The organism is Salipaludibacillus sp. HK11, assembly GCF_047795645.1.
Classification (GTDB): domain Bacteria; phylum Bacillota; class Bacilli; order Bacillales; family Salisediminibacteriaceae; genus Salipaludibacillus.
In genome coordinates this window covers 1,126,370-1,152,292 of the sequence record NZ_CP181045.1, presented here as the reverse complement: position 1 = coordinate 1,152,292, position 25,923 = coordinate 1,126,370, and the positions used below count along the sequence as shown (strand labels likewise).

21 protein-coding genes and 1 pseudogene are annotated in these 25,923 nt (G+C 31.4%); 1 reads left to right on the top strand and 21 read right to left on the bottom strand.

Annotated features, from left to right (window positions below):
• Positions 1-1,035: 1,035 nt before the first annotated feature.
• The 21 genes and pseudogenes from ACM26V_RS05825 to ACM26V_RS05725 all read right to left on the bottom strand — a co-directional run bounded on the left by ACM26V_RS05825 (position 1,036) and on the right by ACM26V_RS05725 (position 24,233).
• Positions 1,036-2,034, bottom strand: coding sequence for a hypothetical protein (locus ACM26V_RS05825; RefSeq protein ID WP_416150489.1), 999 nt, complete (start codon positions 2,032-2,034; stop codon positions 1,036-1,038).
• 45 nt (positions 2,035-2,079) lie between these two features.
• A complete protein-coding gene (locus tag ACM26V_RS05820; protein WP_416150488.1) occupies positions 2,080-3,063 on the bottom strand; it encodes a phosphoribosyltransferase family protein in 984 nt (327 codons plus the stop codon).
• Between the two features lie 37 nt (positions 3,064-3,100).
• Positions 3,101-4,114, bottom strand: a complete 1,014-nt coding sequence (locus ACM26V_RS05815) for a phosphoribosyltransferase family protein (protein ID WP_416150487.1) — start codon at positions 4,112-4,114, stop codon at positions 3,101-3,103.
• A gap of 17 nt (positions 4,115-4,131) precedes the next feature.
• A complete protein-coding gene (locus tag ACM26V_RS05810) occupies positions 4,132-5,898 on the bottom strand; it encodes an ABC transporter ATP-binding protein (RefSeq protein WP_416150486.1) in 1,767 nt (588 codons plus the stop codon).
• Between the two features lie 58 nt (positions 5,899-5,956).
• Positions 5,957-7,000 carry a glycosyltransferase gene (locus ACM26V_RS05805; RefSeq protein ID WP_416150485.1) on the bottom strand — a complete coding sequence of 348 codons (1,044 nt, stop codon included), beginning with the start codon at positions 6,998-7,000 and terminating at the stop codon, positions 5,957-5,959.
• 52 nt (positions 7,001-7,052) lie between these two features.
• On the bottom strand, positions 7,053-8,240 hold the full coding sequence (locus ACM26V_RS05800; RefSeq protein ID WP_416150484.1) for a glycosyltransferase: 1,188 nt from the start codon (positions 8,238-8,240) through the stop codon (positions 7,053-7,055).
• Between the two features lie 19 nt (positions 8,241-8,259).
• Positions 8,260-9,450, bottom strand: coding sequence for a glycosyltransferase (locus ACM26V_RS05795; protein WP_416150483.1), 1,191 nt, complete (start codon positions 9,448-9,450; stop codon positions 8,260-8,262).
• A 42-nt stretch (positions 9,451-9,492) separates the two neighbouring features.
• Entirely contained in the window at positions 9,493-10,944 is a 1,452-nt protein-coding gene (locus tag ACM26V_RS05790) for a hypothetical protein (RefSeq protein WP_416150482.1), read from the bottom strand.
• Between the two features lie 42 nt (positions 10,945-10,986).
• Positions 10,987-11,985, bottom strand: a complete 999-nt coding sequence (locus ACM26V_RS05785) for a glycosyltransferase (protein ID WP_416150481.1) — start codon at positions 11,983-11,985, stop codon at positions 10,987-10,989.
• Positions 11,969-13,189: a glycosyltransferase gene (locus ACM26V_RS05780; RefSeq protein ID WP_416150480.1), complete on the bottom strand. Its 1,221-nt coding sequence runs from the start codon at positions 13,187-13,189 to the stop codon at positions 11,969-11,971. The genes ACM26V_RS05785 and ACM26V_RS05780 overlap by 17 nt, the downstream gene beginning before the upstream one ends.
• Positions 13,186-14,307, bottom strand: coding sequence for a glycosyltransferase family 1 protein (locus ACM26V_RS05775; RefSeq protein ID WP_416150479.1), 1,122 nt, complete (start codon positions 14,305-14,307; stop codon positions 13,186-13,188). The genes ACM26V_RS05780 and ACM26V_RS05775 overlap by 4 nt, the downstream gene beginning before the upstream one ends.
• A 197-nt stretch (positions 14,308-14,504) precedes the next feature.
• Entirely contained in the window at positions 14,505-14,867 is a 363-nt protein-coding gene (locus tag ACM26V_RS05770) for a helix-turn-helix domain-containing protein (RefSeq protein WP_416150478.1), read from the bottom strand.
• A gap of 23 nt (positions 14,868-14,890) precedes the next feature.
• On the bottom strand, positions 14,891-16,024 hold the full coding sequence (locus ACM26V_RS05765; RefSeq protein ID WP_416151799.1) for a DegT/DnrJ/EryC1/StrS family aminotransferase: 1,134 nt from the start codon (positions 16,022-16,024) through the stop codon (positions 14,891-14,893).
• 25 nt (positions 16,025-16,049) lie between these two features.
• Positions 16,050-16,706, bottom strand: a complete 657-nt coding sequence (locus tag ACM26V_RS05760; protein ID WP_416150477.1) for an acetyltransferase — start codon at positions 16,704-16,706, stop codon at positions 16,050-16,052.
• A 14-nt stretch (positions 16,707-16,720) separates the two neighbouring features.
• Positions 16,721-17,803: an EpsG family protein gene (locus tag ACM26V_RS05755; protein WP_416150476.1), complete on the bottom strand. Its 1,083-nt coding sequence runs from the start codon at positions 17,801-17,803 to the stop codon at positions 16,721-16,723.
• 26 nt (positions 17,804-17,829) lie between these two features.
• Positions 17,830-18,702, bottom strand: a complete 873-nt coding sequence (locus ACM26V_RS05750) for a glycosyltransferase family 2 protein (RefSeq protein WP_416150475.1) — start codon at positions 18,700-18,702, stop codon at positions 17,830-17,832.
• Positions 18,668-19,822, bottom strand: coding sequence for a glycosyltransferase family 1 protein (locus ACM26V_RS05745; RefSeq protein WP_416150474.1), 1,155 nt, complete (start codon positions 19,820-19,822; stop codon positions 18,668-18,670). The genes ACM26V_RS05750 and ACM26V_RS05745 overlap by 35 nt, the downstream gene beginning before the upstream one ends.
• Positions 19,807-20,958: a glycosyltransferase family 4 protein gene (locus tag ACM26V_RS05740; protein ID WP_416150473.1), complete on the bottom strand. Its 1,152-nt coding sequence runs from the start codon at positions 20,956-20,958 to the stop codon at positions 19,807-19,809. Before ACM26V_RS05740 ends, ACM26V_RS05745 begins: the two co-directional genes overlap by 16 nt.
• 142 nt (positions 20,959-21,100) lie before the next feature.
• Positions 21,101-22,595, bottom strand: a pseudogene (locus ACM26V_RS05735) (polysaccharide biosynthesis protein).
• A 269-nt stretch (positions 22,596-22,864) separates the two neighbouring features.
• Entirely contained in the window at positions 22,865-23,536 is a 672-nt protein-coding gene (locus tag ACM26V_RS05730; protein ID WP_416150472.1) for a CpsD/CapB family tyrosine-protein kinase, read from the bottom strand.
• Positions 23,529-24,233 (bottom strand): YveK family protein, encoded by a 705-nt coding sequence (locus ACM26V_RS05725; protein WP_416150471.1) that lies wholly within the window; start codon positions 24,231-24,233, stop codon positions 23,529-23,531. Before ACM26V_RS05725 ends, ACM26V_RS05730 begins: the two co-directional genes overlap by 8 nt.
• Positions 24,234-24,469: 236 nt before the next feature.
• Here ACM26V_RS05725 and ACM26V_RS05720 point away from each other — a divergent pair, with 236 nt between their 5' ends.
• Positions 24,470-25,831, top strand: a complete 1,362-nt coding sequence (locus tag ACM26V_RS05720) for an alanine/glycine:cation symporter family protein (protein WP_416150470.1) — start codon at positions 24,470-24,472, stop codon at positions 25,829-25,831.
• Positions 25,832-25,923 lie beyond the last annotated feature (92 nt).

The following is a 25,923-nucleotide window of genomic DNA, read 5'->3' as shown; positions in this document are numbered from 1 at the left end:
TCACAAAACAATTCCACTTATTTAAACTTATTTTCTAATCCCGTTCCATATATAATTTCAAATTCTAATTTCCCTTCCAGTAAACAAATACATACCAATTTTTGTATTTCTAATTAAGAGGAAATCTTTGCAATATATAGTAAAAGTTGATGACATAAATACCATTAAAAACCCTAGCAAACGAAATAATTAATACATAATAAATGAACCATAAATAAGATAGTGAGAAACTTTGATTTCAAGGCAACAAAACACTAATAAATCCTTGCAGTATATGTGTTCCATCAAATAACACCTTTGAAAAATATATTTCTAGTACATAAATAGTCAAAAATGTTGATAGTAAAGGAATACCTAACCTTGTGAATCTGTTAAATGTAAAGTCCTAAAAATTATATTTTTCAATTGCATAGGCTAAGAAATACCCTGTAATAAAAAGAAAAAGAAGCATTCAAAATAAATTTATATATTCATTGTAAATAAGAAGTGTTGGATTAAATTGGTTTCCATTTGCAATTTATAATCCACGGCCTACTTAATACAAGTGACACATGAAATATTATCCCCATATAACCTTACCATTATCATAAAAGTGTTTTCTCATATCTCCCACCCCTCAAACGCATTTGTAATTAGCCCTAAGCTTATTACCTTCGTAGAGAACCATTGACTTGTTTCCTCTGGAATAAAAGGAGTTAACTTTCAGACAAGCCAAGAACAAGCATCAGAGACTCTTTATGGTAAAACATTCATTTGAGATGAGAAGTGAGATTAAAATAACGAGCGAGTATATCGACATTATTAGAATGATTTTATTTATTCGAAAAATTATCAGCAATACTTTCGACGCTCACGAATAGCTGAGTCGTTACTTTTTAGTCAGCACTTAGAATCATTTAAATTTGTTGAAAAAGGAATATTTAATTAATTGCATAAAAAATAGACTTGTCTTCTAACAAGTTTGAATCTATCTAAATTTAATAATACTCAAATTTATACATAATTTATTTTATATTGTTTCATTTTCACTCTTTTCTAATAAGCAAAGAAACGATAAACAGCTCTCAAAGAATTATAAAAAGGTTTAGGCAGTTTATCGAGTATTTTTATTATATATAATGATCTTTTTGAATGTTTAGGAGGTAGTTCTTTATTATGATTAACCTTTGACTTCATCATTTCATTAGAAAACATTTCATTTGTGTCAACACAATAGACTGGTTTTTTTGTTAGTTCATAAATCTTTTTTGCTTCTGTACGACTACTTTCAAAAAATAAATGCTGCTCTGACTTTACATAAGCTTCTGCCTTATGATTTGCATTTATCCCTAATTTTTGTCTTTCTTCTTTCGAACCAAGATCTAGCATTATTAAATCACCATATTGAATTTTGTTTTTTTTCAACCACAATTCTGTCTCTGATCGATATTTTTTAAGTCGACTTGTAACTAAATAATTTACTTTACCTGATGGTTTAAACAAAGATGGCGCATTAAGAAGAAATTTTTTATATTTCTCACCATCATCGTCTTGTTCCAAAGTAGGATCAATGCATAAAACTCCATCAATATCAAAACAGGAGCTTTCAGTATATTGTTGATTAAATATATTCCATTCAAAGGAAATTTTTCCAGAAACACATTCAAAAATTATATCAACTTCATTTATAGCTTTTTCAGAAGCATAAATTGCAAGTGTTGTTACATTAGATTCTTCCAGATTAGAAAACTCCTTTATAGAGTTAGATAGAAAATTGGAACTATCTATATAGTCTTCTAAAAAAAGAATGTTTGTAGCTTCTTTTGGATACTTCAAGTCGCCTTTAGCTTTCCGAGTAATACCTGTTTTTAAAGCTCTATTATTCATAAATGAATCAAGATCGCAACAATTTTTATTCAAATATAAAGCAACCATATAAGCAGGGATCATACCATTTCGTGAAGCCCCCACAATTAAATCAAAGTCTTTTGATTGAATTATTGATATATATATATTTATTAATTCTCTTAAATCGGAATATTTCCTGTAGTTCATAGATTTACCTCCATTTATTTAGTAAACAAAATAATATATAAGTAGCTAGCTAATCATCCGGTAAACACTTCTTAAAGAATAATAGATTGGTTTTGGAAGCTTTGTAATCTTATCTCTAAAGTTCTCAAGCAAATATATTTTTGCAGCTTTTGATCCGTATAGAGCTGAGATATACTTATTTTTAGAGAACATTTCATTGGTTTCAACACAATAAACAGGCATTTTTGTTCGTATATGAATTTCTATAGATTGTTCTCGATTGCTTTCAAAAAATAGTTCATTTCCTGATTTTTTATAAGTGGCAACTTTATGATTAACTAGTATTTCTTTGTGTCCAAATTTATTGGAGGGTTGTTCTAACATTATTAAGGAATCATACTCTACATTGTATTTTTTTAACCACGCCTCTGTTTGCCTTCGGTATTTTTCCAATCTACTAGTTACAAGTATGTTTACCTTTCCAGAGGGTATAAATATCGGAGGAGCATTCAAAATAAAATCTAAATATTTATCATTATCATTAGCATCCTTTTCAGTTGGATTAGAACATAAGACTCCATCAATAGTAATACAAGATACTTCAACAATTTTTTGATGGTATATATTCCATTCAAAAATGCCTATTCCAGGCAAAGGTTCCAAAACTAGATCAACATCTTCCCTTTCCGTCTTTGTAGAATAAATACACAATGTCGTTAAATTATAATCTCGGCTCTTCGATAACTGTTGTAGTGATTTTGATAATGATTTCCCACTGGCTATACAATCGTCTACAATAAGGACATTTTTTGCATCATAAGAAAATTCACTGTAATTACTAGAATTTAAGATGTGTTCTGATTCTAGATTGTAATTATTATGAAAAGTTGTTATATCACAACAATCTTTATTTAAGTGATGTGCAATCATATTTGCTGGTATCATTCCACTTCTTGGGATACCAACAATTAAATCAAAATTTTTCGATTGAAGAAATGATATATTTTTCCTAATTAATTTGCTCATATCACTATATCCTCTGTAGTTCATATAAGTCCCTCCCCTTTTATTTTGTTCTGCAGCTTCGTTATCTATTTAACGACTTTTTACTAGGCTTATTAATATTATTTATTATTCGGTAAACAGCTCTCATAGTAGAATAAAATATAGGTATTTTTTGTAATTTTTCTTTCGAAAAATCTGTTATAAGATTTTTTGAGTATCTTGAACCATAGATGGCTGAAATTAGAATTCCTTTAGAAAACATTTCATTTGTTCCAACACAAAAAACAGGTTTTTTTGTCCTCCTATGGATCATTACTGCCTGATTTCTGTCTTCTTCATATAAAAGCTCTTGTTTTGATTTTTTATAAACTCTAGCTTTATAATTTACTTCTTCTATAAAATTTGGACACCCTTTATCAAATCTCTTTTTAAACATAATAAGGGAATCATATTGAACACCATTATTTTTTAACCATGTTTCTGTTTCATTACGATATTTCTCGGGACGGCTGGTTATAATATAGTTGATTTTTTCTGAAGGTATAAATAATGGAGAAGTATTTAGCAAAAATTCCAAGTATTTTTCATCATCATTTTTTTGCTTTGTGGTTGGGCTCATACACAAAACACCATCAATATTAAAACATGATTTTTTCGTTATGACACAATGATAGATATGCCATTCAAAGATCCTTGGTGATGGAAGATACTCAAAAAATAAATCCACATCGTTTCTCACTTTCTCAGAAGAATATATACAAAGAGTAGTGATCTTTACATTATCAAACTCCCTGAGGCTATTTAGAGAATTAGAAAGAGAGTTCCCGCTAGCTATACAATCATCAACAATTAAAATATTTTTGGCATCACTAGGATAATTTGAATTACCTTTAGGATATCGTGTGGTCTCAAATGTTGAATTACTTGTTAGCACTCCTATATCACAACAATCTTTATTTAGATAATTAGCAATCATGTAAGCTGCTATCATGCCACTCCTAGGAATTCCTACTATCAAGTCATAGTCACTCGATTGGAGTAAGGAAACATTATTTTTTATCAATTCTTCTAAGTCGTGATAACTTTTATAATTCATTTCCAACTCACTCCTTATCAAATTACTGTTTTTTTAGTTTTATTGTCAATCGCAACTAATTTAGCTTTATTTATCTTAAATACAATATCACAGTTTTCTATTGTACTTAATCTATGTGCAATAATAATTAATGTCTTTTCACCTTTTAGTCCGTCAATAGCTTTCATAATTTCTTTTTCCGTTTCATTATCTAATGCGGAAGTTGCTTCGTCCATGAAAAGAATTTCTGGATTATGGTAAAGCGCACGGGCAATTCCTATTCTTTGTCGTTGTCCTCCGGATAATCTAACTCCTCGCTCGCCTACTGTTGTTTCTAACTGACCAGGTAAAGATTTTATGAACTCTTTTAGTTGCGCCTGTTCTAACGCTCTCCAAACTTCATCTTCCTCGATTTTCGAATCTTCAATTCCAAATGCTACATTACCACGTATCGTATCATCTGATAGGAAAATAGATTGTGGAATATACCCAATTTTTTGCTGCCATACAGCTTGTTGATCGATTAAGGGTTTTCCATCAACTGAAACACTCCCTTTTTCCGGGTTTAATAACCCTAGAATAATATCAACTATGGTTGTTTTTCCTGCTCCAGACTCTCCCACAAAAGCAACAGATTGCCCTATAGGGATTGTTATTGTGACGTTTTTGATAGCTTCTTCTTCTTGATTTGGATAACGAAAAGAGACTTTTTCTAGCTTTATAGTACTATTGAATGTTAGCTTTCCTTTATTAATAATAGTAGTATTCTTTTGGGATAATTTTTCATTAGATGCATTCTTGATTAAGTCATCATAAATGACAGATAAGGCAGGACGATTGTATCGAATAGTAGTTACCATCGCTACTACACGAGTAATAGAAGGCATTAAACGAAAAGCTGCCATAGCAAAAAGTGCCATAGTAGCAACGATTTGTGCCGTTGTTTGTCCTTGAAGCATAATAATAAGCATCGTCAAAAGAACAATGGAAACCAATAACGTCTCTATAAACAAGCGCGGAACTTGCTCTAACATCTTCATATAACGACTGTTATTGGCTTTAATTTGACTCTGTTTTGTGTACGCATTTACAAAAAAACTTTCTTTTCCTGAAACTTTCACTTCCTTACTTGCTCCGAGTCCTTGATTGACCCACTTTATCATTGTTCCGCTAACTTTTTGTTGTTCTTCACCTAGAGTACTGATTTTTTTGCGGAAAACTTTAAAAAATAAAAAAACACTACCGCCTAATAAGACCGAAGCTGTTAACGTTGCAATTGGTTGAGTAACGAATAATAATATTGAAATGCACGCTATTACCAAAACTTCTGTAAATAACTGAAAACTGGACATAATCATGCCTTGAAATACCTTTGATACTTCTTCATTCACATTACGTAATAAATCAGCAGTATTTCTCTGAAGATGAAACGTATATGGTTTTATTAAGTATTCTCTCAGAAGATTTTTTGATAGTTTAACTTGTTGATTTAAAATAACTCGATATTGTGCGTAGTGAAATAAAAGTAAATAAAGATTCTTTATAACAAATACTAATAATAACATGATGACTGCAAATATTAGAAATGCAGTTGTCGATTTAAAATTAAATGTATTATATAAATAGTATAAAATAGCTTGTTCCTGAATTACTTCAGGGCTTGTAATAATATTTACAAAAGGAACAATTAATCCAATTCCAACAGTCTCAAAAATAGCAGCAATAATCATCATAAAAAATAACAATAGTAATTTCTTTTTTTCTCGTTTGTTAAATAGTGTTAATATTTTCTTTATATCTTCCATTTTTTCACACCTTTAAATTATATGCCTTATTGTTCTAAATGAATATAGAAAGATTATATTAATTTGTTCTAATTAATCTTCTCTTAAAAAGAAATTGAAAATTTATTTTTAAACGAACTAAGTTGTAAAATAAATATTCATTCTTCAATAAACAAACTAATTTCAATAATTTATAATAGTTAGTTTCAGCTTTATAAGGACGGATACTTCTAGTGAAATCTTTATCTTTGAGAACCCTAGTTATCAAGTTAACTTTCTTTTTTTTATCAATGTTTGTACCTATAATTTCATTCAAATAAGTTAGAGTAACCGTAGTAAAATGGTGTCTAATATTTTTTTCGTACTGCTGATAATTATATTTATTACAAATCTTAAATAAAGTCGATTTATTATCTAAAATAGACTCATACAGATTCTCATTAAAAATTTGTGTTAATGAGTCTCTTTCATGTTTAAAGTAGTTATAAAGTGGTTTTTTAATAAACACCAAACTATCAATAACTGTTACTAAAGAAAAATTAAACTTCGCATCTTCCCCATGTGTTTTATTCTCATCAAAAGTTATTTCATGACGATCAAGAATCGATTTTTTGTATAGTTTGTTTACACAAGATACTAAACTAAATGTTTTCCCTTCTAAAATGGATGGTATAAGTTGTTTTTCAATTTCACTTTTTCCAATTAGACAATTCACTTCTTTCCAAACCGTTGAAATTGAACTTTTGTTAGTAGGGACATTTATTGTTTTTATTGGACATACCACAATGTCAGCTTTATAAGTTAAAGAAGTTTCTAAGAGAGTAGTATACATATCAGGTTCGATTGTGTCATCGGGATCAATAAATGATATATAATCACCTCTTGCACTTTTTATCCCGACGTTCCGAGCTGAAGATACACCACCATTATTTTTATTTAAAACTTTTATTCTTTTATATTTATTAACATATTCATTACATATTTCACCACTACTATCCGTTGATCCGTCATTCACCAGTATGATTTCAATATTTTTATAACTTTGTTTTAATATGGAATCTATACAGTTACTTAAGTAATTTTCAACATTATATATAGGAACAATCACACTAATCATTGACATTACAACACCCTCCCCCTCCTTTTAATATCATTAACATAAAATCTAATATTAATTATATTTCAAATGATTTTTTTAGTTCTAATTTAGAATCATTATCTTCCTTTTTTAAGTTTGTTGTAAAACTCCTAGCTAACTCCTGATCTTCAAATAGAGTTTTGATAGCTTTGTAGATCTCGTTTTCATCAATATCAACAATTAGTCCTGTCTTTCCAGTTATAATTTGTTCTTTGGCAGGAGTAAAATTAGTAGTTATGATAGGTTTATTTAGATATCTTGCTTCAGTAAGGGTAATACAATAACCTTCATGCCTAGATGGTTGAACATATATATCACATTGGTCCATATATGTATATGGGTTAGTTTCTGAACCAAGTAAAATGAATTTTTCTTGAAGATCATATTCTTCAATTAATTTTTCAAGGTAAATGCGCTGATTTCCCTCACCTACACAATACCACTTAACGTTATAGCCATCTTTTATTAAATTTTTAAAGGCTTTAATAGCTAAATCAAGACCTTTTTCTGTCGTTAACCTTCCAACTGTTAGAATTCTCTTTCCATCAAAATCATCATTAAACCCCTTACCTTCTTTGCATAACTGGTTTATCACTATTGGGGATACAACATTTAATAAGACAGTAGTTTTTTCTTCTATTGAAGGAACTAAAGATATTAATTTCCGCTTCGCTTCTTCAGAAACGATAAATACTTTATCAAATTTATTGTAATTTTTTATTGCAAATGGTTTACTAAATCCTATTTCTGTTACATCAAAGTGAATCCACTGAATTTTCTTATTAGCTTTTATCTTGTTTAATACAAAATAGCTTATGAAGTCCATGGGACCAGCATAAGCTATGGCTATATCATAATGATCTTTTGAAAAATAATGTTTTTTTGTTAAATAATTAAAAAATATATCTTTATTATTTAACAACTTAGCCATTAGATAGTATCCAGAAAAGCTAATAGCCTTTGTAAATTTTCTTTTCTTAAATAGACTTATACTAGTAACTCTCGGTGGGTTATTTATACTAGGTTTGATTTCATCGTAACCTGTTAAATATTCCACTTTCACTCTAGAAGGAATTTGATCAAGAAATCCTCCGTATTCTTCAAGCATTAAAAACGTAATTTCAAACTGTTCCTCTGGCAGCTCAGCAATCATATTGAGTAACGACTTTTCTGTACCACCTATATTCATATTGATGAGCATGAATAAAATTTTCTTTTTCATCATTTTAATCTCACTTTCAACACTAGTTTACTAATTTATAAAATCTATCTAGCTCTTCAACATTTCCTTTTTTCTCTTGTTGTAAGTAAGTAATAATCTCTTGTTTTAACTGCATATTATTAATAAGTTCCAAAATCCCATTACACACAGATTCACCATTCATATCAACTACAAGACCATTCTTTTTTTGTTTCATCTGATTATAGACGGCATCAAATTCAGTAGTAACAACAGGTATATTGAGCATACGTGCTTCTGCAATTGCAAGACCAAATCCTTCAAATTTTGATGTTTGAACATAAATATCCGAGTTTTTTATAAAGGGATATGGATTTGCTTCGACCCCTAGAAGAATAAAATGTTCTGATAGCTCATTTTTTCTGATCTCATTTTCAATTTCTTGTTTAAGAGGTCCTTTCCCCAACACGTACCACCTGAAATTAATCCCTTGTTTTTTCAAATTTTCGCATGCTTCAAGTGCTATGTCATACCCTTTTTGGTGATCTAATCTACCTATTGTTAATAGCCTTATTCCACTGAAATTATCTTGATAACTTTTGCCGATTTCAGCCATATTGGAAATTGATTTTGGATTATTTATATCATATATAACTTCAATATCAGTAGAATATTCTGGAAAAGTTTTTAATAGTATTTCCTTTGTTGAGTCAGACACCGCAACTATTTTATTGTATTTGTCGTAAAATGGTTTCTGAAAGCTTTTTTCCATATCATCTAATTTATAACTAACATTTACCCATGTAAATTTTTTAACTGCATCAACTTTATCAGCAACATAGAAAGTAGGAATTCCTTGTGAATAACTAATTGCTATATCGTATTTTTGGAGCGGTCTGTCAATTACGTCACATGAATTTTGCCAATATATTCTTGATTTCTGTCTATTAGTAAATTGTTTCCCTCGTACTTTAATAGAAAATTTCAATCTGGAGGAAAGCATTTTATATTTAAAGTTCCGCACTGAATATAATATAGCTTTGTTTAATTTTAAATTAGTGAATGTTGTGTACTTTATAGGCTTTAAAACATTCACTTCTTTTGGTACTAATTTCTCTAGCATGTGTCCATGTTGAAAAAGTTGTAGATCAACGGAATATTCATTAAAATCTAATAATGACAGTAATGATATTAAACTTTTTTCTGATCCTGCAACATCTAGTGAATCGATTACAAATAGAATCTGTTTTTTCATTACTATAGCTCTCCTTACCTTGTTTCTAGTTCCACATGATTGTTAAAAAGCTTTTCTAACCTTTCGAAGAATGATATTAAATCTCTTATTAAATTTTTTCGAAAAGGTTTTAATTTTAAATTTTGGACTACCTTTTAATAAATGCAAGTATGTCAACATAAGCTCATAGATTTCACTTATGTTTTTTAGTTTTATGTTATTTTCTAGAGTCAAAGAGGAAAATTTGATTCCATTATAATAAAAATGGTTTTCTGGATTAAATATGATATCATCAACACTTTTATTGTGGTACTTTAGTATCGATTCACTGTTCACTTGAGTAATTCTCTTATTATTAATAATAAGTTCTTCTTTACCACTATAGATAAAATTCAAGTCCTCAATTTCAAATATCCCATATGCTCCCAATACTGCACTATTAACTATGCAAAAATTATTAGTATTAATGCCCAGTTTGTTTAATTCACTCTTGAAAGTTTTAATAAGGTTATGAACTTCTAGATACCTATATGGGTTTGCATTATTCAGGAAATGAAGGCTGTTCTCATTTAATAATAACTGAGCTAATTCGAGTTCAGTTTCTTTTGATATACTTATATAAATTTGATGATTCTCAATATTAAGCGCTTGAATTTCCTTTTTAACTTCCATGATTCTCTTGATACTGTCTGTCTCAAATAGAATTAATTTTATTGAAGCATCACCTTTAATAAATAAACGTTGTAGCTTTTTATTAACACCACTAAACCCATTCTCTAATTTTCCTATCCATTTTTTATCACTGAAAAGTTGGATGATTAAATTTTTTGTCCCTTGATTTCCTACTAAGATATCTTTTTCATAAAAAATATTTCCATATTTACTAACTATATTACGGATATTTTTTTTTCTTTTCATGATAGAAGGAAACAAAATAATCATTTGAGTATTACTTTTCAACCTACAATACTCACATGCCATAGCGTCTGCCCACTTTGTATCTAGTGAATCAAGGCCTCTATTCATAAAAAATTGATAATCGTACTTTGCGCCATATTCATCTAATTTAATTGATTTAATTTTATGCTTGTAAAGGATTGCTGCAGTAAGACGATGTGCTCCATCTAAAAGTTCATTATTTGCACCAATTGGAATTAATGTTTTGTTACTATCAAATCCATTTTCTTTTATAGAGACTAATGTTGACTCGAATGATTTTTCAAAAGAGTCTATTCCTACTTTTCCAGAACCGTCACCTTCTTCATCATAGTTATTTAACACACGAATATGCTCGTAATAAAGTCTTGCTCCCCAACTACTCTGAATTCCATTTTCTTTAAACCATCCATATATATGTTTGGCAGGTATATCAAACCTTCTATAGTTTAGATAATGTAATGGATTTTCTTCTGAAATGTGATATTTTTTGTCGAAATCAAAGTATTTAAATTTTTTTATATTTATTTTTGCCTCTAACTCCTCTTTAGTATGAGTAGTTTCTTTTAACGTTACCAATATTGCCACCGCTCTTCTAGGCCTTATTTATATATTTCAGTATTACTGAGATCTCCTTAGTTTTCTTAAACATTTACGAATCGCTATATACCCAAGCTGAAACATTGGATGAATTTTAAATAATACTAGTTGACGGTATAGCACCTTATCTTTTCTAACCGCCTTTTTGTAATGTGCATAATCATTCTTAATGCTAGTTATGATATCTTTTCTATGCTTTTTATTTTTACAATGGTCTTTGCTCATAACAAGAATTTGATGATGTTGCAGTTGTGTTCTTAATAGTAATTTGTAAGACTCATCAACTAGATGTTTGTAGTTATCTTCTAGAAATACGTGTCTTTCTTTTAACCCCTTGATAATATCAAGATTCTTAATAGAATAATTGTTTACAATGCTGTCATTTCTTTGGCGATAGTGGTACATTGGTTCATGACAAATAACATATCGATTAACCTGCTTCATGACATGGTGGGCCCAGAAAACATCTTCAAACAAAACCCCTTTTTTAAACGGTAGATCTTTAATTAAGTCTCTTTTGTATAACTTTCCCCATGCAAAGTTTTTCACTTTTTCATTTATAACTAATTCATTCATTAATGACTTATTGTTTAATGAAATAATATTATCTTCTGGTGAGTAGTACCGGTTATCGTAAAGTGAATACTCTTCGTACGCATAATAAAAAGCAGCTTGAATTACATCCGCTTCATGTTTATTCATATGAAATATTAACGTTTCAACCATTTTTTCGGATAACCAATCATCACTATCGACAAACATAATATAATCTCCAGTTGCAAAAGTCATCCCATAATTTCTTGCGTCGGATAATCCACCATTTTGCTTATGGTATAAATAAAAATCTACATATTTTTCGTCATACTCTTTAGCAATTTCACACGAATTATCAGGCGAACCATCATTAACAAGAATAACTTCGATGTTTTCATAGGTTTGATTTACGAGACTATCTAAACATTGTTTAAGGTAGTTTTCCACGTTATATATAGGTACGATCATACTAATTTTTGGCTTCATTAACCTCCCCTCCATTGATAAAATTATACAACTTCTCTAATTCACTTGTATTCGAAAAATCTTGCTGAAAACAATTCCTTGAAAGTTTCTTTCTCAGCGTTTCATTTTCAACTAATACACTTATTCCTTCTGCAATACCAATCCCACTAAGTTTGCATATATAGCCATTTATACCATGAATGACTTGACTTTTTGCGGTAGGATAATTTGTGATCAACACCGGTTTACTGAGAATTTGTGCTTCTCCAACAGTTACTGCTTTTCCTTCGTACCTAGAAGGTTGAACATAGATATCAGCTGCTTTCATATAAGGATAAGGATTTATTTTTTTCCCCAGCAGGATAATATTTTTTTCAAGATGATGTTTCTTAATTAACGCTTTGATTTGAGGCTCATCACCGCCGTATCCTACAATATACCAAGCGATATCCATGTGGTAGTCTTCTATTAACACTTTCATTGCTTCACATGCTAAATCAATCCCTTTAGCATGTGATAATCGGGCGACAGTGATAATTTTAAATCGTGAATCGTTTGCCATGCTCAAATCGGATGTCTCTTTTGCTTGAGATCTTATAAAAGATGGCGACTGAATGTTTTCCATCACTGTCACTTTTCCTAGTAAGGATGGATACTTTTTTGTAAATGCATTTTTACATTCCTCTGAAACAGCAATGATATGGTTAAATTTATTCCACATATATAAATCCAACCTTTCATCCGTCTCAACCGATGAAAAATCAGTATGGATCCAAGCTACTTTTACATTAGCCTTAACTTTTTCTGCCACAAAATAATGGGGCCATAAGTAACTAATTGCTACATCATAGACTTTGTGCATTCTCGGTAAATACGGGAGTGAATATTTCCACATCAATTGCATCTGTAAATAACCTGGTTCAGAAATTTTTCCTAACTTCCCCTTAATTTCAGCATTTATTTTGGATTTAATTCTTGTTCTGCTGATTCGAAAGTATCTCTCTTTAATAATTTCATTAATAGACTTTCTAAATGTTGTATATTCAGGAACTTCTGGCAATAAACAAACTTGCTTAGGAATATATGATAAAAAATCACCTGAATGTTTATATAAAAATAGATCTAAGTCATTTTGATAATAGTTAAAGTTTTCTAATAAGTTTACTAAACTTCTTTCAACCCCACCTACTTCCATATCAAAAGAAGAGATTAAAATATTTTTCATGCGTCCTCCTTAGTGCTCTGATATACTTCTTGTAACTTTGTAATTGTTGCTTTAGTGGAAAATCCATTTGATTCAAATGCATCAGTTATTTTTTTATTGTCAAGCTCTTTGACTTTAGCAACATTTTTTATTTGTTCTGTCCATTTATTCGTATTTGATAATGATAAAGTTGTAACCAATCCTAGTCCAAGATCAGCTTCAGGTTGAATCGCATCTGATACGATGCATGGTAAACCGCTTGCCTGCGCTTCAAGTAAAACAAGACCAAGCCCTTCATATAATGATGGAAACACAAATACATCCATAGAATGAAGCGCTACATTCACATCTTGTTGTAGGCCAGCAAACCTGACGTGATTTGATAGGTCCATTTCCTTGACTTTATTCATCAGCTCTTCTTTTAAATTCCCATCTCCAATTAACAAAAGGCATACGGAGATGTTCTCATCAACGAGCTTCTTTAATATATAAAATAGAAACATATGATTTTTCGCTTCGATAAATCTGCCGATATGACCGATAACTATTTCTGATTTTTCAAGCTGGTAGTTTTTCTTAAAACACTTAACGTCTTTATCCGAAACAGTTAGATATTTTTTGTATGGAATCAAATTTGGAAAATATGAATACGGTTGATTCAACATAGTTTTTTCTCCAAAAAGATACTGACCTGCCGCCTGGCTACAAGCAAGTAGATGTGTGGAAAAGTATTTGATTAATACTCTCATTGCTTTCATATAAACTATTTTTAATAGTGTATTCGCCTCATCGGAAGTCGTATGTGCATGAGCGACTCTGACATTAACGCCAGCCAAAAAAGCTGAGAAATTTGAAATTCCACAGTGAAAAAGGGTATGAGAATGAACCGCATCATACGGCCCAAATTTTTTCATCACTTGATAAAACTCAAAAATGGATGAATTCTTTTTCAGTTTAATCACTCTACCATTCATTTCTCTAATTTCGTAATCATAATCTGCGTCTTCATCACTGTATGAAATAAAATCAAATTGAATTCTCTCTTGATCAACGTTACGATATATGTTCATCAGCATCGTTTCCGTACCTGCTCGATTCATCGCCCCAGTAACTTGCAATATCTTCAATTTTCTTTTCATGTTATCGCCCCTATTTTATTACCAGAACAGATTTTCACTAGATTTACTACAAGTCTTAAAAGCTAAGATTTTAAATATCTCACATCAGAAAAACTTAATATTTGACCGGTCTTCACTGACAATTCAACAACCCAATTTTTTAGTTCACCGAAATGATACTACCCGATACCTAAAACGTCGGATTTTACTTTTTAACGTTATCGTCCTCCATTTCTATCTAACTCTGAAAGCTTATTTTTCCATTCAATAAATTCAAACACTTTCTCATATTCTTCCATATCTTTTTTTGTTACCCCTTGTTCTTTTAAACGTTGCACAAGTTCAGACCATTCATTTTCTATTCGATGATCCGAAGATTCAACCATTTTAATACCAAGAACTGTCATGAGTTCAACATCCAGCACTGATGCAAGTTTTTCCAACACTTTTATAGATGGATTCTCATTGATATTACGCTCTATATTACTTAAGTTTGATTTAGCAATATTGGCTCTGTCAGCTAATTCAGTTAAAGTTAATCCCTTTTTCTTTCTTATGCGAATAATATTTTCACCAATCATTGTTTTACCTCTTCTTTGAAATTTTATATTACAGCCTCTTGACCAAATGAATGATTTACACACTGTCTAAAGTGCTCTATAACGGTCTTTTGATCATTCAAAGATAAGTTAGATCCAGAAGGTAAACAAATACCTTGCTTAAACAAATCCTCTGCAACATGCTTTCCTGGTAAATGAGAATAATACTGCGTTCCTTTAAACAATGGTTGAAGGTGTAATGGTTTCCAGACTGCACGAGCTTCAATGGCGTGATTATTAAAAGATTCTACCATTTCTGCTGCTGATCTCTCGCAAATTTCTTTATCAATTAACAAAACAGTAAGCCACCTTGTCGACTCTGAACCCGTGTATTCAGGCATAAATGATACTCCGTTAATGGTTTCGAGTGCTTTTTTATATAGTCTAAAAACATTTCTTCTAAGAAAGATCCTTTCCTCCAAAACCTTTAGTTGCGCTCTTCCAACTCCAGCCAAAATATTACTCATACGATAGTTATAGCCCATTTGACTATGTTGGTAATATGATGCAACATCTTTTGCTTGACTAGCTAGAAATTTTGCTTTTTCCAGAAATTTTTTCTGATTTGATACAAGCATTCCACCTCCCGATGTAGTAATGATTTTGTTTCCGTTAAACGAAAAGATTCCTAATTCACCCATAGAACCGCTTTTAATACCTTTATATAAAGATCCAAGTGACTCCGCTGAATCTTCAATAACTGGGATTTCGTATTGCCTACATAAACACATGATTTCATCCATTTTAGCGTTTTGACCATATAAATGAACAACGATCACTGCCTTTGGTAAATCATTCCTATTATTTGCATCAATTAATGCCCTCTCAAGAGCAATCGGTGACATATTCCACGACTCATAATCAGAATCAATAAAAATAGGTTCACCACCTAAATATAAAATTGGATTCGCGCTTGCAACAAAAGTAAGTGTTGAACAAAAGACTTTATCTCCTCTTCCAATTTCCAATAAAGAAAGAGCCAAATGAATTGCTGCAGTTCCTGAACTAACTGCAACAGCTCCTTTGACTCCTAGATAACTTGCAAATTCACTTTCAAAAGCATCTATATGTGGACCTACTGGAGCGATCCAGTTTGATAAGAAAGCTTCTTCAACATACTTCTTTTCATCTCCATTCATATGAGGTGGAGAAAGATAAATTCTATTAGACTTTGTATTTAACAATCCTGTCACCTTCTTTCAGTTTCGCTTTAGCTGGAGACCCGACGGCTGTCATAAATGGAGGTATCGACGCAGTAACAGTTGATCCGGCTCCAATGATGGCCCATTCTCCAACACTTTTATCTGGTATGACCGTAGCGTTTGCACCAATATGCGCTCCCTCTTTTATCACAACAGAGCCTGTTAGTGTTGTGTTAGGAGATAAATGAACATAATCTCCGATGATATTATCATGTTCTACGATGGACCCAGTATTGACAATCACATGATTCCCTATTTTTGCCCCTGAATTTATAACAACATTTGGCATGATAACCGAACCATATCCGATTTCTACACTCGGACTAATTATTGCTGATGGATGAATAACAGTTGTATATTTTTCTCTTGGAAAAGAAATTGAACTAACTATTGCCTTTCGAATATAATTACTTCCCAAAGCAACAATCCACATCGCATTTGAATATTTATGACTAACCATTCGAACATGTTGGAGAGGTGCAAATATAATATTGTCTTTAATAATCATTTCAGAAAACTTATCGTCAAAGAATCCAATCACATTATTCTGATTATCCATGTTTATTATATCTGTTAAAACTTTACTATGTCCCCCTTGTCCAATCATCATAATTTTCATGATTTAAATTCTCCTCAATTAAAAAGATTTATATAGTTACTTTTGTATTGAATATTTAAAGTAATAATGTATTCATAAATAAAATACATCAAATAAAGAGTAACAATCACGTAATAGACAAACGTCTGATCTTTTGGTTGGAATACTTTAACAACCCATGAAATTAAAATTAAATTGAACAGATCGAAATAAATTGCAAATCTAGCAAATATCCAACTTTGAGTAGATAATAGCATAAATAAGATACAAAGCATTGACATGTTTACGATATAATCACTCTTCGGAAATATCTCTCTAAGTCTTTCACGACCAAAATAAGCTAATACTAAGGGAGCTGCTGAAACTGCTACTCTTATAACATTTGCTCCCCCTTCGTTAAAGTCTGAATAGGCACCGTAGTCTGTATCTGATATCACATTAAAAAAAATCTCAGACAATTGGTTATAAGCTCCAACGCCAATCACTCCGATAAATATTATGAATAAAGTATTTTTGTTCCAAGCTTCGCGGCGCACGATGAAATATACTGGTAATAATACGATTGCACTTTGGTGTATCGTAGAAGCGATTAAAACAAGTGCTGAATACTTTAAGAACTTCCCTTCAATTAAATACTTTGTACCAGCAAATATGATAGCAGCAGAAAGATATTGTCGCATTCCGTTCATCGAAACTAAGTACATACCTGATGCAATAAAAACGAAGAGACTAAGCTCAAATAGTCTGGAATATTGATACAATACAATTACAATTAGCGAAAGTGTCAATAAAGAAACTGTAAATAAAAGCACTTGTGAATCATCAGTAAATCTTTGGATTAGTATTTGCAACAAGCCAAATCCTATTTCACCTTCTTCAAGTATCATTTCCCAAGTAAAAGTATTTGTTTCAAAAATATTACGATAAACATACGTATCGCCAATGTTACTTCTTAACCCTGAAACAAGAGCCAATGTTAAAAACGCAACAAAGGCAAAAAATTTATTTGGTTTAACTGGTGTTGCTAAATCCCCTATTTCTATTCGAGTATTTGAAAAATACCTTGCGCTAAGAGATAAACTAAACACCGTTGCGAGATTCAACCATAAAACACCCATACGCTAAATCCTTTCATGTTTCCGTGTTATTTCGCGTTGATATAAATATATAATAAGGCTCCAAATGGCAAAGCTGCAAATGTTAATAATTTATTTGGAGTCTCTTTTAATAGCTTTTTATTTCTATCCATTAATGAACTAGAAACAAGATGAATTGCTTGTCTAAACTTGAAACTTAAATTCGCAAAAGGAAGCATCATTAACTCTTTGCGATAAAAAGCAAATCCTTTGGGATTCTTTTTATACTGATTTAACATGTTATTTGAAGAACCGTCCGGAAGATAGTCGACTATACATAAAACTTGATTTAATAATAATAATTTAAAGTTCTCATCTAGTTTAAAATACTTATATGCTAAGCCCACATATTTCTCTCCCTCAAAAACTGGATAAGGATATTGTTTAGTCAACTCTGTTCTGTAAACTAATTTTTTGTCACCTGTAACATCTAATTTATAATACAAATCATACAATGTGGATTTTGTTATATGGTCTGGAAGAACAGTACCAATTACTTGATTTTCCAGATCTTCATTTAAAGCAACTATGCCACTTACACTATTTGATCCATATTTCCCCCAAAAATTTAAGATTCTTTCTACAGCTTTTTCATGAAAGATATCATCAGAATCAAGACACACATTTAACTCGGTAACAATTCGAGAGTATGCTGCATTATGAGCAGCATGCATACCCTGGTTCTGTTGATATTGATAATGAATCTCAATTTTTTCTTCCTCCATCCATCCTTCAACAAGTTCTTTCGTACCATCTATAGAACCGTCATCAATAATTAGCCAAACAAAACCTTGATTCGTCTGTGAGACTAAACTTTTATAACATTTCTTTAGACAGTAGCCTCGATTATAGGTGGGAGTAAAAATTGTTATCTTTTTCATTAATAAGTTCACTCCCAACCTTATTTAAATAAAATTGTTGTATCCATGTAGCAGTATTCATAATGTCGAAACCCTTTCCTTCTATTAAATAACTAGAAATATATCTAGTCGCTATTTTTCTGCTTATGACCGATAACCCTCTTGTCCATCGCTGTTTATCATTCAAATCAAGGAAATGTACAAGCCCGAGTTCTAAATCCACATCTGTGGTAATTGCATCCGATGCAAGACAATGAAGACCTGAGGCTTGAGCTTCGATGAGTGCGACCGGCATCCCTTCATGAAATGACGGAAATAACAACACATCGAAAGCAGATAATAGGTCAGAAATGTCGTCTCTTACACCAGTGAAAGTAACAAGATCATTTAACCCGTATCTTTCGACCAAATTTTCTGTGTTTTTTCTTAATAATCCATCACCAACCAATACTAATTTTGCATTTTGTTGATCTTTTATAAATTTAGAAAATAATTCTATAGTAAAGCTGTGATTTTTCTGACGATTAAATCTCCCTATTTGACCGATCAAAAATTGTTTCTTAGTAACTCCAAATTCCTTTCTTGTCTGTTCTCGAATATTCTCATTGTATTGATAGTCTTTTATGTCAATACCATTATTTATTAATTGATAAGACAACCCTTCACTTTCAAATAACCAAGATCCAGCTTGCTCTGAACAAGCAAAACAATCAGTGGCTGATTGTTTAATCTTTTTTCCGTTGTACCATTTAAATAATTGAATAACTTTATTACCCTCACTTGATGTATTATGACTATGAGCAATCCTAATTGGAATATCATATTTCTTAGCACAAGATAAAATAAGCCCACTCATTTTATCCATATGAGAGTGTACAATTTTATAGTTTGAATGTTTCATAAAAAAAGCTTCCAATAACTTCTGATATTTTTGCGGACCAACTTCAGTAACGTATGGTATTCGGTGAACCACTCCTCCTAACTTTCTTATTTCATCGTCATAAACACCTTCTTTAAAAGTTAGAAAATCAAATTGTACTTTTGTTCGATCAATGTTGCGATAAAGATTCATTATGAAAGCTTCCGCTCCACCTCGATTCATGTTCACCACAACATGCAAAATTTTTATTGGGTTGCCCAACTAACAACACCTTCTTCCCCCATGTATTTTGAATATATTTGAGTTTGTTGACGAAGTACGTGATTAAGACTGTATTTTTTTTCAATGATCTCTCTCCCTGCAAGACCTAGTTTTTCTTTTAAGTTTTTATTGTGCGAAAGATAAATAATTTTTTCAGCAAAATACTCTATATCTTGCTGCTTAACGATCCAACCGTTATAATCATTTACAATTAATTCTGTGTGCCCCCTATTTTCAGTTGCAATTATTGGTAATTGACAGGACATAGCTTCCATTATGTTTACAGGTAAACCTTCCCTGAAACTTGATCCAACAGCAACATCACAAAGTGGTAATATTGTATCGATGTCGTTACGTAAACCTAAAAAGTTAATACAATCATCTACATCAATTTCTTTAGCTAATTTTGCACACCTTTCATATGAACCAGGTCCAGCAAGTAATAATTTAACGTTTAGATTTTTCTTTTTGACATATTTCATCACTTTAATAAGTAATTTTTGATTTTTATTTTTATTAAATTCTGCGCCATAAAACAATAAAAAATCGTCTGGGTTATACCCCAACGATTTTCTTCCTTCTATTTTCTTTTTTTCATCCACAGCTTTATATTTTGCAATGTCTATCCCTACACCATGAATATGTTTGATTTCTTTAGCTGGTAACCGACTATTTGCAAAATTAAAATCCTCTTCATTTATTGTTATAAGTAAATCAGTGTGAAAAGTTAATAGAAATTCCACTGGATAATAAAGTAGCCAATTAGATATAGGTGAATCTTTAGAAAAATGAAAACCGTGAGCAGTATACATTACTTTTGCTCCATTTTCACCTCTACTTTTCCTAGCTGCAAGACGAGAAATAACACCTCCTAAAGGAGTATGACAATGAATGATCGAATAATTGTTAGAAGCAATAATTTCTTTCAATTCCTTATATGCGTTTATGTTAGTAAATCTAAATGGAGAGCGATCGATAGATAATTTATATTTCTTATCGGTATAATTTAATTCCATTTCTCCAGAGGAAGCAACGTGAACCTCCCAGCCTTGTTCTTTGAACCATTGCATTTGAGGTAAGTGAAATGCCTGAAAATGATAATCTACAGTTGCACAAAATAATATTTTTTTCGACATAAATTACGCCTCCTTCCTTTATTTGATTACTTTCTTCTACACTAGACCGACAATATTCATTCTTAAACTAAATAAGTATATCTGCTTCTCGGTATACTTTTGGCCTCTACTGAAATAATTTTTTTTTATTAATATCTGAAGTTCATTTACTTATTTCTAGCAATTTATTTCTTAATATTTCTTTATCAAGAAGCCAATAACTAAGAATAAGTTCATTAATTTTATCTATATTAATCGTAGAAGCTTTACCCAAATATATTTTAGGGAAGATTTGTTTATCCTCTATTTCTTCTTCATTCAATAGTTATTCAAAGAGTTTTTCTCCAGGTCTTATTCCTGTAAATCTAATTGAGATATCTTCAATTGAATTTCCAGAAAGTTCAATCAAATTTCTAGCTAAATCAATAATTTTAAAAGGTCTACCTATATCAAGTACAAATGTTTTTACCTTTTCCTCATCTGCAGCTTTTGCTACATTCATTGTTCCAATAGTATTATTTTTCAAGGCTTCTTCAGGGCTTCTTTCCATTAGTGGGACATGTTTATGCGCCGCAGCATGATAAACAACATCCGGAAGGTGTAACGAAAAATACATTCATGATTCTTTTAATATCTTGAACATCGGCAATTTCAGTTATGATTTGAGTTCCCTTTTGTTTAAGACTTTCAATAAGTTCCATTTCAATAGAATAAATACTATGCTCGCCGTGCCCCAACAGGATTAATTTTTTGGGTGAATATTCTGAGATTTGTCGGCACAACTCAGAACCAATTGAACCACCTGCCCCGGTTACCAATACAACTTTTCTATTTTTTTTACTTGAAATTCTTTTGTTATCTAGTTCAACGGGTTTTCTACCAAGTAACTCTTCTACTTTTACTTCTTTAAATTGACTAACAAAAGTTCTACCGGTGATAAGATCTTCAATCATTGGTAGTATTTGCGTTTTCACTCTTACTTTCAAGCATTCTCTGTAAATCTTATTTAACTGTTGCTTTTTCAAAGAAGGAATAGCGATCACTAAGTTTTCAATATTATATTTACTTACTAATATTGATATATCTTCTATTTTTCCTACTACCTGTATACCGCAAATATCAAATTTTTGTTTATTTAGATCATCATCTACAAATATAACTGGCAATAGATCACATGTATTATTATTTAATAATTGTCGCACAATCATTGTTCCAGCTGCCCCTGCACCAACAATCATCGTTCTTTTTTTGACGTTTTGATTATTTGGATGGGATAACTTCTCTTTTCTCATTCGCCACCAAAACCTTGCTCCACCAATTAGTACAATTTGCAATAGCCAAGTTACAAAAAGAATTCTATATTGAATATGAAAGAATAACAGTTGTTGAATCACTGCATTTAATAAGATTGAAAAGCTGAGCGTCTTTAAAATTATTTGAAGTTCTCCTACGCTAGCATATTCCCAAACTTTCTTGTTACGTCTAAATAAATATGAAACTAAATGATAACTAAATAGAATAATCGTACTAGAAAACCAAAAATTTGTATTAAAATAAATGGATGGCTCATTTATAATCGTGAAACTTGAAATGAATGCAAATAAGATTAGGATAGAATCCAAAATGAGAAAAAATGAAACTCTTCTTTTATTACTCATGATATCCCCCTTTTATTATAAGTAATGTTATTTATCCAATTCATTTTTAAAAAAATATTTTATTTTTACTCCATGTAATCTTTGCATAAGGTTACATGGAGTAAAAATAAAACAAATCGGGCATTTAACCCTTCCTCACACCATACTATTGACGACTAGCGTCTAAGGTTTTTTCAAACCCACAGTAAAATCGAGTACCTCCGATTTATAAAGGTAAGGAGATATCACCTAAAACTATTCTCAATAACGAACGAAAAAGTGTAAAAAAATTAACTGAATACCCTTTTCATCATAGGTAGCTTTTTTCCAATAAATATAACTCCTAAAATATTTACCTCGTATGCTTCAAGTGCAATTTTTGCCTCTATCATTTCATCTATATCCGTTCTTTTGTCCTTTATAACTAAAACAGTCCCATCACTTTTTGAAGATATGAGCTTACCTGTATTACCAACGAGGGCAGATGAATTATCTATAAAAATATAATCATGAGAAGTCTTCGCTTCATCTAAAAGTGATTCCATTGCTGATGTCTGAAACATCGTTTTAGAATATTTAGAATCAGGCCCTGATGGTAATACATTTAGTCCTGAGAAACGTGTTTTAAGTATTGCGTCTGAAAGTTTCAATTGACCAACAAGTACATTACTCAACCCTTGCCCATTATCTACCTCAAATAAATGATGAAGCATTGGTTTTGCTAGGTTGCCATCAATTAGCAGAACTTTGTGTCCCTCGCTCGCAAAAATCATAGCTAAATGACAACTAGCCATTGTTTTACCTTCTCCTGACTGCGGAGATATGATTGAAAATGATTGATACCCTTTTCTAAATGAAGTGAATTCAATATTTGATTTAATTTGCTGATAATCATCCCATAGTCTTGGTTCCGACTTGTTGTTAAATAATAGTAATTTTTCCCACATGTTTTTTTTAAACAATAGTTTCACCTCTCAAGGATGACTTTTTTTTGAATATGTTATTTACGTAAGGTATTCTTTTGGTATTAGATACTGAGCCAAGAACTGGTACTTTTAATAGCGTTTCAATTTCCCTTTCCGTCCTGATTTTATTATCTATACTATTAAGTAATAATGAGACACCTATTCCTATAATCATTCCTAATGCAAAACTCGCATAACTTAGACTGTTATTAGGAGGGTTAATGGGGCTCATTGAATTATGAACAAGAGATTCTGATAACAATCCAACTTCAGAATAACCCAACCTCTCATTTAAAACCTCTGGAAAGACATCACCTATTGTATTCGCTATTAGAGACGCTTTTACTGGAGAATCAAATATCACACTAACTTGAATTATTTGTGAATCTTCTAAGTCAATTGCTTCAACTTGATTACTTAATTGAGAAGCTGAGATATTTAAAGACAGTTTTTTCACTACTTCTTCCATTACAATAGGTTCTGTAATAAAGACTTTCATCGTATTCATATTGACATTTTCTTCAACAATAATAGTTGAAGTCGCTGAATAGAGCGGATCAGGCTGAGTGCTATTACTATAATAAGTACCTGCCCCACCAAAGAATATCGTCAATAAAACAACAATCCACAACCTTTTTACTATAACTTCTAAAATAGGTTTTATTTCTATCTCTTTTTTCTCTAAATCATTCATACAATTCTCCTCTCTTTATGTATAGCAGTTAAAAAATGAAATAAACCTTAATATTTATAAGACAAAATCTTATAATCTCCATATTAATTCTTAATAACGAACAAGTCAACCTTTAAATTAGCATAATTACCTATATAAAGAATTATTTTATAAAATAACTTTTATTTACGCGTATTTATGATAGAATATTCTTAATCTTTAAGGCTCCATAATCTACTTACAAAGGAGAGGGACAAGTGGAAACAGTTGAAAATATTATTGGTGAAATAAGTGGCGTCGTTTGGGGTTTACCATTAATCTTTTTACTTGTAGGAACTGGACTTTATTTAACTATTCGTTTAACATTTTTTTCATTTCGACAACTGCCATATGCATTATCATTAGTTTTTAAGAAAGGAGACACAAAATCTAAGGGAGATATTTCTCATTTCCAAGCATTAATGACAGCATTAGCTGCAACAGTAGGAACAGGAAATATTGCAGGGGTTGCCTCTGCTGTAGCTGTTGGTGGGCCAGGTGCGGTTTTTTGGATGTGGATTACCGCTTTTGTAGGGATGGCGACGAAATACGCTGAAGCTATTCTCGGAGTTAAGTACCGGGTCGAAAATGAAAATGGCGAAATGTCAGGTGGCCCTATGTACTATATTGAAAAAGGACTTAACTTGAAATGGCTCGCCGTCATTTTCGCTGCTTTTGCTGCGTTCGCTGCTTTTGGGATAGGAAATATGGTTCAGTCTCATGAAGCAGCTGGTGTTGCAAGTCAGAATTTCAATATTCCGGTATGGGCAACAGGGATATTCTTAGCTGTTCTAGTAGCTTTAGTTATTATTGGCGGAATTAAAAGTATCGGAAAAGTTGTTGGTGTTATCGTACCAGTTATGATTATTTTTTATATTGGCGCAGGCTTGCTTATTGTACTTAGTAACTTCGCTGATGTCCCAAGTGCTTTTGCACTAATATTCACTGATGCATTTACAGGTCAGGCTGTAGCGGGTGGTGCTGTTGGGGCTGTAATCCAACAAGGGGTTGCTCGAGGTATCTTCTCCAACGAAGCAGGTCTTGGTACAGGAGGAATCGCCGCAGCTGCTGCGAAAACTGATTTACCTGCGAGGCAAGCTCTCGTTTCAATGACACAAGTATTTATTGATACAATCATTGTTTGTACAATTACTGGTTTGGCACTTGTAATGAGTGGGGTGTTTGAAAGAGCAGATGATTTTGATTCTGCTGCTCAGTTAACTTCCGCGGCTTTCGAGCAATACTTACCAGGTTTTGGTGGTATTATCGTTGCAATTGCATTGTTATTTTTCGTATTTTCAACAATAATAGGCTGGTCATACTTCGGTGAAAAATGTTTCACCTATTTATTTGGTATTAAAGCTGCGATGCCTTACCGAATTGCATTTGTTATTGCACTATTCATTGGTGCTGTTGTCTCCCTAGATGTTGTTTGGGGATTCGCAGATGTCATGAACGGTCTTATGGCCTTTCCTAACTTAGTTGCCCTACTACTACTCTCAGGTGTGGTTGTAAATGAAACGAAGAAGTTTAGAAAGAAACGTCAAGAAGAAAAAGCAGAAGAGAATAAAGCTAGTTAACATTTAAAAAACCTGTGCCTTTGAAAATTTAGGCGCAGGTTTTTTAAAAAAGAGACAATCATTATAATATAATTGTCTCCCTTAATATAATC